The sequence below is a fragment of the Fibrobacter sp. UWB15 genome, assembly GCF_900177705.1.
Lineage (GTDB): Bacteria > Fibrobacterota > Fibrobacteria > Fibrobacterales > Fibrobacteraceae > Fibrobacter.
This window is the reverse complement of sequence record NZ_FXBA01000001.1, coordinates 363,628-378,106: the sequence shown is the minus strand read 5'-3', so window position 1 is coordinate 378,106 and position 14,479 is coordinate 363,628. Positions and strand designations below refer to the sequence as shown.

General features: G+C 50.3%; 12 protein-coding genes. 6 read left to right on the top strand and 6 right to left on the bottom strand.

What is annotated here, in order from left to right:
* Positions 1-3: 3 nt before the first annotated feature.
* Together B9Y58_RS01600 and ruvC are read right to left on the bottom strand one after the other, a co-directional pair.
* Positions 4-681 carry a M15 family metallopeptidase gene (locus B9Y58_RS01600; RefSeq protein ID WP_073053706.1) on the bottom strand — a complete coding sequence of 226 codons (678 nt, stop codon included), beginning with the start codon at positions 679-681 and terminating at the stop codon, positions 4-6.
* A complete protein-coding gene (ruvC, locus tag B9Y58_RS01595; protein ID WP_073053704.1) occupies positions 678-1,259 on the bottom strand; it encodes a crossover junction endodeoxyribonuclease RuvC in 582 nt (193 codons plus the stop codon). Before ruvC ends, B9Y58_RS01600 begins: the two co-directional genes overlap by 4 nt.
* Positions 1,260-1,334: 75 nt before the next feature.
* Here ruvC and B9Y58_RS01590 point away from each other — a divergent pair, with 75 nt between their 5' ends.
* From B9Y58_RS01590 to B9Y58_RS01565, 6 genes are all read left to right on the top strand, one after another.
* The gene (locus B9Y58_RS01590; RefSeq protein ID WP_073053702.1) at positions 1,335-3,227 is read left to right on the top strand and encodes a CHC2 zinc finger domain-containing protein; all 1,893 of its coding nucleotides are present in this window, start codon (positions 1,335-1,337) and stop codon (positions 3,225-3,227) included.
* Complete coding sequence (locus B9Y58_RS01585) at positions 3,227-4,414, top strand: glycosyltransferase (RefSeq protein ID WP_073053700.1); 1,188 nt, start codon at positions 3,227-3,229, stop codon at positions 4,412-4,414. The genes B9Y58_RS01590 and B9Y58_RS01585 overlap by 1 nt, the downstream gene beginning before the upstream one ends.
* Complete coding sequence (locus B9Y58_RS01580) at positions 4,411-4,728, top strand: Dabb family protein (protein ID WP_073053698.1); 318 nt, start codon at positions 4,411-4,413, stop codon at positions 4,726-4,728. Before B9Y58_RS01585 ends, B9Y58_RS01580 begins: the two co-directional genes overlap by 4 nt.
* 74 nt (positions 4,729-4,802) lie before the next feature.
* Entirely contained in the window at positions 4,803-5,297 is a 495-nt protein-coding gene (locus B9Y58_RS01575; RefSeq protein WP_109639628.1) for an SRPBCC family protein, read from the top strand.
* Between the two features lie 12 nt (positions 5,298-5,309).
* On the top strand, positions 5,310-7,166 hold the full coding sequence (locus B9Y58_RS01570) for a UbiD family decarboxylase (RefSeq protein ID WP_073053694.1): 1,857 nt from the start codon (positions 5,310-5,312) through the stop codon (positions 7,164-7,166).
* Complete coding sequence (locus B9Y58_RS01565) at positions 7,167-8,816, top strand: hypothetical protein (RefSeq protein WP_073053692.1); 1,650 nt, start codon at positions 7,167-7,169, stop codon at positions 8,814-8,816.
* Positions 8,817-8,857: 41 nt separating this feature from the next.
* Here B9Y58_RS01565 and B9Y58_RS01560 read toward each other — a convergent pair whose 3' ends face one another.
* From B9Y58_RS01560 to B9Y58_RS01545, 4 genes are read right to left on the bottom strand one after another with little or no spacing between them, the layout of a single operon-like run.
* A complete protein-coding gene (locus B9Y58_RS01560) occupies positions 8,858-10,426 on the bottom strand; it encodes a glycoside hydrolase family 57 protein (RefSeq protein WP_233247797.1) in 1,569 nt (522 codons plus the stop codon).
* 39 nt (positions 10,427-10,465) lie between these two features.
* A complete protein-coding gene (locus B9Y58_RS01555; RefSeq protein ID WP_073053688.1) occupies positions 10,466-11,656 on the bottom strand; it encodes a DUF4912 domain-containing protein in 1,191 nt (396 codons plus the stop codon).
* A 24-nt stretch (positions 11,657-11,680) separates the two neighbouring features.
* Positions 11,681-12,919, bottom strand: a complete 1,239-nt coding sequence (locus B9Y58_RS01550; protein ID WP_073053686.1) for a hypothetical protein — start codon at positions 12,917-12,919, stop codon at positions 11,681-11,683.
* Positions 12,919-14,409, bottom strand: coding sequence for a hypothetical protein (locus tag B9Y58_RS01545; protein ID WP_073053684.1), 1,491 nt, complete (start codon positions 14,407-14,409; stop codon positions 12,919-12,921). Before B9Y58_RS01545 ends, B9Y58_RS01550 begins: the two co-directional genes overlap by 1 nt.
* Positions 14,410-14,479 lie beyond the last annotated feature (70 nt).

Here is a 14,479-nt window from a genome sequence, read left to right as displayed (position 1 = left end):
GTCTTACACAAAATAAGGATAGATATAATCGTAGGCAAGGCTTTCCAGATTATCCAGCAAGGCGGACTTGCAGGCAATATCGGTTTTCTCGTATAGAGCGCGAAGTTTCTTCAGTGAGAAACTTTCCAAATATTTCCGGGAAGTGGGCAAATGCGCGATATGCCATTTTTCGGGCAGGATTCTTCCGCGGCCGGGAACAAAGATGCGCTGGAAGCCGAAGGACTCCCCCGCCCCCATCAGTTCGGTCAATTTCTCATGGAAGGGGCGGAACATGCCGTCACATTCTGCAGGCGTGAGTTCCACCTCGTAGCCGGCAGGGCAGGCATTGCCATCGACCACGTCCAGGTCGGTCCCTAAATGGTGACGGCTTGCGCCAGGGAGCGCCGACCAAGTTAAAATTGCATACATCAAATCTTCTTCGTCACTCGGGCGCTCCATGGGGAGTCCTTCGGCGGAAAGAAGCTTCAGTTCACCGCTAGCTTTGCGGTTCCAAATCGAAAGTTGCCTTTCAAAAGGGCGGTATGCCGATTCAATACGAAGTGCAAAGCCGAATTTCGAAAGCAATCCTTTTAATTTGTTGTAATCTTCTAGAATTTGTTTGTCAACGACATAGCCATCAACCTTCACAAAATCGGAAGAGTCTACCTCACGAAGCCCAAAACAATCCATCAAACAGCTCATTGAACGCTGCCTCCCATTTTTTCAATCAAATCTAGCCATTGCTTTGCGGTAGCCTTTTTCTTGCGCACCACCTTCTTTTTACCCAGCACCTTAGAGACGGCATCGTTTAGCGGAGAAGGATTTGCATGGGTCCATGCAATGGCTAGAGCGTCAGAAGCATCCAGTGGAAGATCGCCACCTTGAATGCCAAGACGCGCAAAAATCATATTGGCCACCTGCTCCTTGGAGGCATTGCCATCACCAGTTACCGCCTGCTTTACCATACGGGGACTGTATTCAGAATAGGTCATTCCGCGTTTACGGCAAGCCACCAAAACAGCACCGCGAATATGTCCAAGCACTAGAGCACTCTTTGCATTTTTGGCAAAAAAGATTCCTTCCATCCCAAATGATTCCGGTTTGTACTTGTCCAGTAGCTTTTCCAGTTCCGACACAATATGCAGCAAGCGGTCTTCAAGTGCATGACTTGCAGGTGCATGCAGCGTTCCGTACTCAAGTACATTCGGCTTTGCCGAACCCATTTCTATAAAAGCGTAGCCAGTCGTAATGGAACCAGGATCTATACCGAGGACAATCATGCAATAAAAATAAATTTCTATACTCCCATGGAAAAGAAATAACTAGATTTTTAGTGTATAAAAGAGAGGCGTCCGATGATTATCGATCAAGAACATGCAGGAATTGTGATGCGAGCGAAAACCCATCCGCGACAGCTGGGCATTCCCTTAAGTCGCTGGGGTCGAAACCTGATTGCATGCTGTCCGTTTCATTCGCCCGAAGAAACGTCTTTGTTCTTTTACGATGCTCTAGGTTACTGGCGCTACCGCTGCCTACAGTGCGGAAGCGAGGGTGACCTCGTCGAATTCGTCATGCGTAGCCGCTTTAACGGCATGGACGAACCTGCCGCCCGGGCTGAGGCCGTCAACTTTTTAGGAAACCTCGAGCCGGAACACGACCTGCAAGAAGAGCACCCGTGGATCAAGGAAATCGGTGGTGAAAAATCCAAAGTCCTCGAGAACTTCGTGCGCTATTGCCACTGGGCCGCTTGCAAGAGTCCGTCTTCTGCAGAATTCCTGGCCGCACGCGGCTGGAGCATCGGCCAAGCCCAGCTTTACGGCATAGGCTATTATAGTGGCGACCCGGAACCGTTCGTCAGTTTTTGCATGATGTCGGGCATCGAACGCCACCAGATCAGTTTCTATCTGGACAACCTGGACGCCTACCACGAACCGCGCATTACAATTCCCGCTCGCAATTCCAAGGGACTGATTCATTCCGTTTATGGCCGACTGATTAACGAAAACGATGGACCGCACACGTATGTTTCTTACGCCTCGGGCCCAAGCGACATTCCGTTCAACATCCAGTCCGATGTTACAAAGCCGATTGTTGTCGAGGGGTTCTTTGACGCATTGACAGCCGACCTCGCCGGCATTCCCGGAGTTGTCTCTACCATGTACCAGGAAATCTCCTTGAGTCACCTGTACAAGTTGAAGGCCTGTGGCGCAGAATCGGTCACCGTGATTCTCAGACGCGAACAGGATCGCCGCGAGCAAGAATACCGCATTCAGAAATACCTGAAGATGGCGGACCATCTGAATTTAAAACTCAAATCTATCGTACTTCCCAAAGACGAAACCGTCGACCTGGTGGTTCGCAAAAACGGTGCCGACCAGTTGATTTCCTTGGTGGAGAATACAGGAGTCGATACAGTTCACACGCACCGTCGTTCCATGCTGTTACAAGACATCAAGGAAAACTTCGATACGGCCATGGGTTGCCCGCCCAACGTGAGCGTAGGCTATTCCCTGAACACATTCCCGAAACTGACGCAAGAAATTGACGGCATCCAGTCCGGTTGCTTCTATGTATCTTCGAAGCCCTTCGGTCTCAAGACGACGCTTCTTTCGAGCCTTGCCTTGGATTTAATCCAGAGCAACCCCAACCTCAAGCTGATTTACATCGCCCTGGAAACGCCGCGACGCCAAATCTTTGACAGGCTTGTTGCCATGCTCATTGGCGAATCGGTATTGACGGTCCGCAAGCAAAGCGAAGACGAAGCCGTGAACCAGAAGATTCTGGAAGCCACTCGTGACCTGATGGCTTTCGTGCGCAACAACCGCCTCGAAATTTGGGACGACCAGAACAATTTCGACAACATCGTCTTGCTCCAGAACCTGAAAGAAGAAGTCAAGGAACACCAGAATTTGGTCGTTGTCATTGACGGCATTGACCACCTGAAGGTTTCGGACCATATAGACCTTTCGGATATTCACGAAAGACGGTCCTCGGTGATTCTCGACCTGTACAAGGCACTGGACATTCCGATGTTCTTGGGCGGCGAACTCATCGATTCCGAAAAGGGACTCGTGGGCCCGCGCGCCTACCTGCGCGATTCCGACGCTATTTACTGGCTCGAATCCAAGGGTGGCAACATGTTCCTGACAGTCGATTCCAAGCGTCTGGGCAACAACCAACTGTACCAGGGCACACTTTCGATCGATCCTCTTTCGAATCGAATGCAAGAAGAAATTGAGATTAATTAATGTTCACCATCGTCGACTTTAACAATTTCTGGAGTCCCTCGGGCGGTGGTGTCCGTCGCTACCATTTGCAGAAAATGGCCTTCTACGAGAGTCAGGAAGAAGTCCTGTCCGTTTTCGTGATGCCAGATTCCAAGACATACACCGAGCAAAAGAGCAAAGGGCTCATTATCGAGCACGTAGAAGCCTACCGGTTCCCGGGCAAGTGGGAATACCGCTTTATGTGGCGGTCTTCGCAAATTAGGCCCGTGCTTGAAAAATACAAGCCCCAGGTGATCGAAGTCGGTTCGCCCTATATTTTGCCCACAGTGGTGCGCCACGTGGCTAAGCAGGTGGTACCCGAAGCAATACTCTTGAGCTTTTGGCACGCCGACTTCCCTATAACCTATGTGCAGCGCCCGGTCACGAACAAGTTTGGTCGCACGTTAGGCATTCTGGCCAAGAAGGTCGCCTTCTGGTACGCGAGGCAAGAATTCAAGCATTTTGACGGCATCCAAGTTTCTTGCGACGAAGTCCTGAAGCGACTCGAAAAGAATCACCTGCCGAAATCACACTGGATTCCGCTGGGTTGCGATATCCAGATGTTTTCGCCCGAAAAGCGAGACGAAAAACTGGTTCAGCAGCTAAAGGCCGGAAGGCCTGAACGCCTCACCATCTTTTTCCCGCACCGCTTTTGCGAAGAAAAAGGAATCGAACTTTTGCTGGGCGCCTACCCGCTGATTGCTGAAAAACTGGGGTGCGAGCCGGCACTTGTCTTTGCAGGCACAGGACCGTACCTGCCGCAAGTAGAAGAAGCCGTCCAGAAGCACTCGCACATTCAGTACGCCGGTTTTATTTCGTCTATCGATGAAATGGCAAGACATTATGCCAGTGTAGACCTGGGACTCGCCCTTTCAGGCTGGGAAACCTTTGGCCTTTCGATTCTGGAAAGCATGGCCTGCGGAAACGCCCTGATTGGCGCAAGCACCGGTGCCGCCGCCGAGCATGTGCAGAACTCCGGCGCAGGCGTCATCTTGAGAAAGCGCACGCCCGAAGCCTTGGCAAACGCCATTGTAGAACTGTACCGTTCGGATTTAAGCCAGAAGAAGGCGAATGCCCGAACCTACGCCGAAAAATTCAGCTGGAACGATTGTTTTAAGCGGCAATTGGACCTGTACAAACAAATTTATAACCAAAAGAGGAACGCATGATCCGTCACATTGTTTTTTGGAAATTGAAGAGCGAAGCCGAAGGTGCTTCTGCAAAAGAAAACGGCCAGAAGATGGTCGACGCATTCCACGCCTTGGCTGGCAAGATTCCTGGACTCTTGAGCATTGAATCGGGTTTGAACTTTAACAAGGCCGAACTGGGTAACGGGGACGTAGAATACGATATCGCACTCGACACGACATTCCATACAAAGGCAGCTCTCGACATTTACCAGAACCATCCGGAACATTTGGCAATCGTTTCCTTTGTCAAGAAGGTCGTGACCGAACGTCGCGCAGTCGATTTTGAATTTTAACGAAGTGCAACAAAAAGCGTAATTTATTTTTTTACGACACTCCAATTGAAAATTCTTTTGCTAAATTATTAGATATGGTTCAATACAGTCAAACTTCATGGCAGGAATATACTCTGGCGAATTTGCTGGAGACCATGCGCTATGCGCCCATGAACGTGACTATCGGAAAAGTTCCCATTATTCATTACACTCTGCCCCAGGCTATCGAAGCTGGCGAAATCGTCCGTTACACAGTGATGGTCGGTTTCCACAAAATCAGCTGGACCGGTCGCATCAGCGCTATCAATAACGGGAAAATCATGGTCCGTCTCGACAAGGGACCATTCCGCGGTTTTAATGCGAGCCACATGTTTACTGACGAAGGCAACTTGACCGCCTGCTACGACGAATTCTCGTTCCAAGGTTTCAACGAATTTCCGGAAGAAACCTTCGCCAAAGTAATGGACAGCGCCTCGATTGTATATGCGATTGCTAGCCGCAAGGACACCCGCGATGCCCTCGCCGCTATCGAAAGCAAGAAACAGACCCAAGGGTTCAACGCCATCGACCAGTCCGCTACCGCCGGATAAAACGGGATTTCCATGTACAAAAACTTGGAACAGGCACTGCTGGATCTTGAACGAGCTGGCATGCTTAAACGCATTCAGCGTGAAGTGGATCCGTACCTGGAAATGCCCGAAATCGCGCGCCAAGCTTTTGAAAACAATGGCCCAGCCATTCTATTCGAACATGTCAAGGGAAGCCCCTTTAGGGCCGTCTGCAATATCTTCGGCACTCAAGAGCGGCTTGATTTTTTATTCCGCGACACCCTGAAAGGGACGCAGACCGCCGTAGTTTTCAAGTCGAATCCGGTAGAGTTCTTTAAGCACGCCTCGCCTGCCAAGCTTTTGAGGGCCGCCCGCACCGGCCTGCATTCGCTCCCGAAAAAGAGCGGAAGCATTCGCGATTTTAAGGAATGCAAACTTTCGGACCTGCCGCAAATTGTCTGCTGGCCTAATGACGGAGGCGCATTCCTGACTCTCCCGCAGGTGGCCTCGCGCCCCGCCGAGAACGCCTCGGTCATGACGACAAACGTGGGCATGTACCGCGTGCAGATTTCAGGCAATGAATACGCCCAAGACGAATGCGGGCTGCATTACCAAATCAAGCGAGACATCGCTAGACACCACCAGAAGGCCATTGAAGAAGGCCGCCCCCTCAAGGTGAGCATCTTTATCGGCGGTACGCCCGCGCAAACGATCGCTGCCGTCATGCCCATGCCCGAGAACCTGAGCGAGCTCCTGTTTGCAGGCATGCTGGGCGGGCGCAGATTCCGGTATTTTGAACACGACGGTTACCTGGTTTCGAGCGACGCGGACTTTTGCATTCTGGGCGAGCTCCAGCCGGATTTGAAGCCCGAAGGCCCCTTCGGCGACCACATCGGCTACTATTCCGACAGGCATCCGTTCCCGTTCCTGAAAGTCAAGAAGGTCTTATGCAAGAAGAACGCCATCTACCCCTTTACCGTCGTAGGGCGCCCGCCGCAAGAAGACACCCTATTCGGAAGCTTTATTCACCAGATTACAAGGCCCATGGTTCCGGCATCGATTCCGGGACTTGTGGCGCTCCATGCCGTTGACGACGCCGGAGTTCACCCGCTTTGCCTGGCGCTTGCCCACGAACGCTTTAGGCCTTACGCCAAGCCCGAAGACCGCGAGCCTCTCGAACTTTTGAAAACAGCAAACGCGATTCTCGGGTTCAATCAGGCGAGCCTGACCAAGTACCTTTTGATTGCCGCAGCCGAAGACGAAGAGACTGGCCGTAAAATTGACGTCAACGATGTGGCCGGATTCTTCGGCCACGTGCTGGAGCGAATTGACTTTAGCCGCGACTTGCATTTTGAAACGAGTACGAGCATCGACACGCTCGACTATACAGGAAGCAAACTGAATCACGGTTCCAAGCTGACTCTTGCCGCCGCAGGCTTAAAGAAGCGCGAACTGCGAAACAATCCCGAAGACTTGCAATCGCTCAAGATTCCGGGAATCACCGCAGCCAAAATCCCGATGCCAGGCGTGATTGTTTTGCAAGGTCCCGCTTATGAAAGCAGCGAGCGCGACGCCTTTATGGTCCAAATCGAAGAATCGCTTGCCCGCTGGAAATTCCGCGAGAATTATCCCTGGATTTCGATTGTTGATTCGGCGCCGATTCTTGACGGCTCGCTTGACATGAGCAACATTCGCGATTTCTTGTGGATTACGTTCACCCGTTCTGACCCGGCTAAAGACGTTTTCGGCTACCGCTCCCAAATTCGCGAAAAACACTGGGGTTGCGCAGCCCCGTTGATGGTGGACGCCCGTATCAAGCCTCACCATCAAAAAGCGCTTACCGTTCCCGAAGAAATTCGCAAACGCGCGCATCAAGTTTTAGAGGAAGAAAAAGTTTTTGGGGGAGTGTAAATGAAGAAATCTGTTCTCGCCTTTGTCGCATTTTTTGTATTCGCCACAAGCTCTGCCTTTGCCGAACACCAGTGCGGCACCGCACAAATAATGAATTTCCTGAACAGCAAAAAATACAAAAACGTCAAGCAGGCAATTGCCTATACCAAAGCATACGCACGCTCGGCAAGTTCAGGCTGCACATCTAAAGATTACTACGATAGTGTCTATTCCCGCACCACAAAACACTTCGAAATATTCTACACCTTGAATGGCCCGCACAAGACAACTGTTGCACACATCGATTCATTAGAAAAGGCCCTTGAATACGCTTGGGACTTCCACGTCAATAAAACCGGGATGCTTCCGCCCAAGGGAATATCCGAAACGCACCATTACGAAAAAAAAGTTCAAGACGGTCTCTACCCTGTCGAGGTTATTGACATATACCTTCTGCGGAATTACAATGCAGTAATGAATTCTCAGTGCAGCACCTGCTTTGGGCTTACAATCCCTTTCGACAACGAAGAAAGCGAAATGCTGATGGAAAACGATTTCAAGCACGTATCCGAAGCAAACTCCATTATCGACACCATAAAATTCAACGACAAAGTCTGCACCTACCCCCGCGCCACCGAAGAATTCACCAACGAGACTCACAATTACTCCTACGCCAAGAATTTCATGCCGGCGCTCCGCGTCACCTCAGCCCACGAAATGTACCATGCGGTTCAATTTCGCTATTCCAGCAAAATGCCCCAGTACAATTTCTGGTTCGAAGCCTCAGCCTCCGGTGTCGAAGAATTAGCCGTCCCCGATGTAGACGACTACTTTACCTACCTTCCCAAATTGGCGGGGAACGTGGGATTCCCATACAAGAATCTAGACAAGCCCTATGGTGCAGGCATATTCTTCTTGTACTTGCACAACCACGTCAGTCACAAGACCAACAGGCTTATCTGGGAAAATTTCTCAAAGGCGCCCACCAAGACATTCCAATACCAGCTGGACCAGGTCGCTAAAAACCAAAATCTTTCTGCAGATTCCCTATTTCACGATTTCGCCATCAGGCTTTCTTTTACTGGCAACAGAAGTACTCTAGTCGATTCAGCTTTCTGGATTACAAGCGATCAACCTCGGTGGCCTCAATTCCATACAAAATCTGAATCGGGCGTTTTCGAAACAGCCTCTCTTGACAACACCGCCTACTACTATCATGTAAACGGCTCTCCGGACATGTCTAAATTCGTAGGAACAGCCTCGGCTATAGCCATTAAGCCGAACGCTTACACAATCCGCTTTTTGCCCTCCACCAACAGCATTGATTCCGCCCGTACAGAATTCCTTCGCAAATCCAGCGTCGATTCTATTCTTTGGGTATTCAGCCGCTTTAACGAAGAAACCACCATTCCGACACACCTTAAGGACTCCACCTTACGAGCCTACCCCACCCCTTGGCGTCACGGAGCCCTGTGTTTTACGCCGCTTCCCCAAAACAAGGACTACATCGAAATCCGCAATCGCCGCGGAAATCTAGTCCATAAAATCAAGTACGACAACTACACCCATTGCCTTGACGAAAGCGAAGTCAAGTCCCTTATGGTTCCCGGGGTATATCGCTTTAGAGCCGGCAACAGCGGCAAGCTAAAAGACTTTATAATCGTTTATTAAAAAAGTGGGATGTGAGATGTGTAATGAATAATTATTCATTACTACAGCCACTTAAAGATATTGTCATTTGCTTCAAGCTTCGGCAAGATGGAATTCGCGGCAGGCTTATCGCTATTGCGCAAAATAGCCTTGCAAGCTTCCGCAAATAAATCATGACCATTTTTATAATGGTCGTCCAATCGGCGACGAGCATAGTCTTCTGCGGAATGGTTGTGAATCATGAACGCCCAGTCCGAAGATTGGAACAGCATCAGTTCACGTTCCATTTGCTTGATATAGCGAGTAAGAAGTTTACCACGCGGAGAGCCTTTGCCCATCTTTTCACGAATCGTCACCAAATGATCAATCATGGCGCGCATGCGGTATGATTGCGGGTAATACTTATCTGTTTCGCCGTTGATCCAAACAGAACCGAAACCGCCTTCGCCCCAGCTGGAGAACGCCGGTTCATGCACATCGGGATCAGCAGAATCGGTCATCACCTGGTCTGCGGCGGCAAACTCCACCACCGACGAAGACGCGGCGCGCATCAGCATTTCTTCGAGGAAGATCGGGCCTTCAAACCACCAATGTCCAAAAAGTTCGGCATCGTAAGGGCAAAGCATCGCGGCTTTGTGGCCATCCATATTCACCAGCAATTCCGAAATGGTCGCTTCGCGATTCACCACAAAGAGTCGTGCATGGTCTTCGGCAAGCTTCATGGCATTCCATGGGCGGTAAATTTCCTTATGTTCGCCACCGGTAATGCGGTTGTACTTAAAACCGGAATCAATGGGCGTATCGCCAGCAAAGAAGTATTCGCCTAGGTAGTCGCGCGGGCGGTCTTTAGCAATATCGGTAAAGAATTCACGGTATTCGGGATGCCCCGGATAACCGGTACGGCGGCTCCAGACTTCCATGGAACTTTTCTGTTCGCGGCCCATGCAGTAAAGCCCCTGCGTGGTACGCAGCGGCGTGAACACGCCGTACTTGGGCGTGGGCGAAGCAAGCAACACTCCATGGGTTTCCAAGAAGAAGTAATGCAGGCCATATTCAGCCAGGTACTTATCAAGGCCCGGGAAATAGCCGCATTCCGGGAGCCACACGCCCATGGGCTTACGGCCAAAGGCGCGTTCGAATGTACGCACCGTTACATCGAGCTGCATACGAATAGAGGCAGGATCGCTCTGGTACGCCGGCAAAAACGGGTGCGTCCCCACGCAAGTGAGCAAGTTTAACTTTCCGGCTTTTTCGAGTTCCAGAAATTCGGCCAGCAAGTTGCGATGAATTCGATTTTCCCACAAATCAATCAGCGTGTGCTGGCGAGACAGGTAAAAATGCGAAAGAGTTTCTAAGTCCGTCCCCGCATTGCGGGCCACTTCTTTTTCAATCAGCTTTAGCTGTTGTTTCAAGTGCTCCGAAAACTTATGGAGCAGGCTTTCGTCCGAAAGCATTTCGATGAGCGGGGGCGAAACACTCAAGTTAAGCGTCCCAGGCACGCCCTTTTCCAAGAGACGGCGCATGGCCTGCACCAAGGGCAGGTACGTTTCAGAAATAGCTTCGAACAGCCAGTTCTCTTCGAAAAAGCGTTTATATTCCGGATGCCGCACAAAAGGTAAATGTGCGTGCATCAGGAAAATGATTTTTCCGGGAGCTCCCATTAAAACGGATTACTCCGTGCGCTTTACGACAATCGGAACGATCGTGGTCGGGAAATCGCCATCCTTGTCGGTCGCAAACACCGGAATGATCTTCGTAGAATCCGGCAGGTCTTCTTCAAAGCTGAAGGTACCATCCGGATTCAGCGGGAACGGTTCGCCGCGCACCTGGAGGTGAGCATCCGGACGAGTTCCACCGTAAACGATCAAGCGGGTCTTGACCCACAGGAAGAAATCCTTACCGTAGTTCACGGAATCCTTAGCGACTTCAATGTTGTTCGACTGGAGGGCTGCGCTAGAAAGGGCTCCCGAGAACATCGATTCCGAAGAGCTACCGAAGTTACCACCGAGCTTCTTGAGCCAAGATTCCGCCGTCTGGCTCGAGAATCCGGAACTCATGAAGTTGCCGAGCGTGTTGCCACCGAGAGAAGCCTTGGCAAAAGCATCGTCTTCGGCAGGAGCGGCAGCAGACTTGTCAAAAGTCATGACCGGAGCCGATTCCACGATGGGCATGAAGTTCTTGCCGGATACAGCACCGAGAACGGCCACGCAGGATTTGCCGGCGGTATTTTCGACATACCAGCTACGGGCATTTGCGGGCACTTCGATGTCGCGGAACTTACGTTTCTTGCTACGCTGCACCGTAAGGTCATCGGCAATGTCGAACAGGCGAAGAACGATTTTTCCCTTACCGTGCTTTGCTTCATTAATTCTGTTTTCAGATACTTCCCAGAAGGCATGCATCCAGTTCGGGTCCTTCTGCATGAGTACCAGGTATTCGGCATCGAAAGACTGCGCGAGCTTGGCGACATCCTTTTCGGATGCCTTGGAAGCCTTAGCAGAAGCAACCTTAGCATTTGTCTTAGCAGCAGTCTTCGTTGTCGTTGTCTTCGCGGCAGCGGTCTTCGTTGCGGTAGACTTTGTTGCTGCCGTCTTCGTCGTAGCCGTCTTGGTAGAGGCAGACTTCGTCGCTGCGGTCTTGGTTGCAGCAGCCTTTGTTGTTGCCGTCTTGGATGCAGTCGTCTTCTTGGCTGCGACCTTCTTCACTTCGTCCGAAATCTTGGACACCTTGGTAGCTGCAGCTTTCTTTACCTTGGCTACGGCCTTCACAGCCTTCTCTTCAGCATCTTTCATTGCCTTGAGAGTCGCAGATTTCGCAGTCTTAACCTTAGACTTTGTTTCAGTTTCTTTTTTTATAGCCATACTAGGCCTCCTTCATTAAAAATCCTATCGGGTCTGTCCCCAAGCAGCGATACCAGTCAAACCGATTCGAAGTCCGATAAACATTTCTTCCCACTCCGACTTAGTATCGGCAAAGCGCTTACCACCCTGCAAGGCGACGTCAACCGTGGTTCCCTTACGGCCCAGCGGGAAACCCCCACCAAGAGAGCCGCCCACTTCAAAGACGTCCTTGACATACCAATTTCTATACCACGCACCGGCACGATAGTTGATTCGGTTCCAATAAGATTCATAGAACAGCGGCGAACCATCGCACTGGTAACCCAACGACACCATAAAATCCGTCTGTGTTTCGGTGGTCGCCGGCATATTCCAACCGCCGGCGATGTTTTGAACATCCTTGTCCCAAGCACGCCAGGTCAAATCCATCATGATGTTGTGGCGCTTGGCCAGACGGTAATTGATACCGGTAGCGAGCATAGCGGGCACTTCGATTTCACGGACAGAACGAGTTGCAGCCAAAGTGTCCAGTTCACTAAATCTGAAATTGTAATCAAGAGTGTTGCTCAAGGTGTAGCCCGTGGTATAAGAGAAGAAGTAGGACACCATCTTTCCACGATACTGGAGTGCACCCGTATAATAAGCAGGATGGTTCTTGATTTCCCATGTACCGTCCACGTAATCAGAAATCACATAATTACCGGAAGCCCAGGTATCCCCTTTATCGACGGAGGAATCATCACCACCAAGAGTCAAATTCCTAGAGGTATTACCCATAACGACATGGGCAGACGCACCAAGAGAGAGGGATCGCCAGAACGGCAAACGAACCGCATAGGTCGGCACCAGTTCATAAACGCTACCTTGGTATTCCAGTTTCACGTCCGATCCGATTTCCTGGTTCTTGGATTCTTCGCTAAACGAAGACGAATAATGTTGCCAAAGAGAAAGGCCCATAGCGCCAAAAGACCCCATCGGGAACGACAGGTTAAAAGACGGCATGGACATGTTGGAAAGGGAATAATGGTGTCCCTTATTTCGGGCATCTTCCATTTCCATGGCAAAATTCAAGTTGAACACGACTTTCGCATCGAATGCCAAACGAGCAGGGTTCACAACAGACAAACCTTCGGCATCACCAGTCTTGGCATTACCGGCAAAACCGCGACCTGCAGCAGAAGCAGTACCGCCCATGACCTGTTCTTCGCCCAGGGCTTCAAGACCAATCATCGAAGAAAAGGCGTAGCCAGAAAATACACTTAAAGCGAGCAAAAACTTTTTCATTATTTATCCCCCCGCTTGGAAGCAAGCCAAAGTTTGAGGGTCATCGGATTTTCTACAGCCGTCGAGAAATCGTAACGGGCATAATCGAAGTAACTGAAATACTTGGTAATGGTATCGCCCTTGGCCATATAGAGAGGCGTTCCATCGGCCATATAAAGCGTATCTTCCGTATTCGTCCTGTAATCGGTATAAAGCGACTTCTTTTCTTGCAAGAACGGCATGCCCAAACGCATGGCAAACTTCATGTTGCGGCCATCGCTTGCCTTATTGATGAAATCTCGAAGACCATAAGTCAGCTGAAGCGTAAGCGAATCGCCTTCGTGGAAAACCAGATTCTGGTGTCCCGACTTCACGATGGTCGCAGAATCAGGCAGATATCTTTCCATGCGGCGGTACCTCAGGTCTTCGTCGCCATAAGCCATATCGGCACTATCCACATAAGAGCCGAGAACCACTTGGATAGGCCAATTGAATTCCTTGCTGCCATTGGAATCGTCACGAGCCATAGTCAACTGCGCAAAAATCACCGTTTGGCGGACATCATTTTCATCATTTCCTTCGTAGGGGAATTCATCACCGTAGAATTCGGACAAGGCATCAAGGATCGGCTCCGGCGAGAACTCCACGACCATGGAATCAAGGACTCCACCGCTGACACCACCATGCAAGACCGGGCAATCGGAACAATCCTCATTGCTCTTTACGAGGCCCGCCATACGAAACGGACTGGGAGCCGGGTTAAGGTACGTTGTCGAATCGGAATAAAGAGCGAAAAGGGGCGGGTAATCCGTACCAGCGCCATAGAAACGGTAAATACGTTTTGCCTTAGGAGCGGAAAGACGCAGCTGCAAGCGAGCAGAGCCTTCCATCGCTTTCAAGTCTTTCACCAATTCAGAAGGAAGATCCAAGCGGATAGAAGTATCACCTTTGGCCATCTTTACATTGTAAACCGTATCTACAGAACCTGTCGCTTCCCAGTTTGCCAAATCGGCGTACCAGGTGCTGTCATCGATGCCCATGATACTATCCAAGAACTTCTTGTTGGTGCTAGTTTGAAGAATCCAACTCACATTCACGTCGAGATCTTCATCATAAGGCAAGGAATCTGACGGGAAAAATTTTGAGTTATACAGAGGGCGTAACCAGAACAGGCCGAGGTACACACCCGATGTATCGGAAGCCTTCAGCTTATTCAAGAAGTTCGTATCGGCACGGAAACCGATATCCATGACAATATCATGCGAAAGATTCGACACTTGTCCCAAAACGGCATTCGCATTGCCCGATTTCGGCGTCGTATCAAGGTAAGTCTTCGCAGAGGCAACCTTGAGGTCTTTGATGGTCAGGGTCTGCACCTGGTAATTACTAGGCATACCGCGGTCAGAAAGCCACGTTTCAAGGCCATCGTCATCGGACTCGAAAATGCACGCAGATAGAGCAAAAGCGATTGTTGCAAAAATTGATAAAAAACAGAACTTTTTCTTTTTCACTCAGAACTCCGAGTTTGTTGTATTCCGGGGAAGAATATAGCAAATTAGATGTGAAAAGTTACCGATAACC

Coding starts and splice junctions, on each gene's coding strand:
- B9Y58_RS01570 (WP_073053694.1), top strand. CDS start 5,310: ATGTACAAAAACTTGGAACAGGCACTGCTGGATCTTGAACGAGCTGGC.
- B9Y58_RS01550 (WP_073053686.1), bottom strand. CDS start 12,919: ATGAAAAAGTTTTTGCTCGCTTTAAGTGTATTTTCTGGCTACGCCTTT.
- B9Y58_RS01565 (WP_073053692.1), top strand. CDS start 7,167: ATGAAGAAATCTGTTCTCGCCTTTGTCGCATTTTTTGTATTCGCCACA.
- B9Y58_RS01575 (WP_109639628.1), top strand. CDS start 4,803: ATGGTTCAATACAGTCAAACTTCATGGCAGGAATATACTCTGGCGAAT.
- B9Y58_RS01585 (WP_073053700.1), top strand. CDS start 3,227: ATGTTCACCATCGTCGACTTTAACAATTTCTGGAGTCCCTCGGGCGGT.
- ruvC (WP_073053704.1), bottom strand. CDS start 1,259: ATGATTGTCCTCGGTATAGATCCTGGTTCCATTACGACTGGCTACGCT.
- B9Y58_RS01590 (WP_073053702.1), top strand. CDS start 1,335: ATGATTATCGATCAAGAACATGCAGGAATTGTGATGCGAGCGAAAACC.
- B9Y58_RS01600 (WP_073053706.1), bottom strand. CDS start 681: ATGAGCTGTTTGATGGATTGTTTTGGGCTTCGTGAGGTAGACTCTTCC.
- B9Y58_RS01560 (WP_233247797.1), bottom strand. CDS start 10,426: ATGCACGCACATTTACCTTTTGTGCGGCATCCGGAATATAAACGCTTT.
- B9Y58_RS01580 (WP_073053698.1), top strand. CDS start 4,411: ATGATCCGTCACATTGTTTTTTGGAAATTGAAGAGCGAAGCCGAAGGT.
- B9Y58_RS01555 (WP_073053688.1), bottom strand. CDS start 11,656: ATGGCTATAAAAAAAGAAACTGAAACAAAGTCTAAGGTTAAGACTGCG.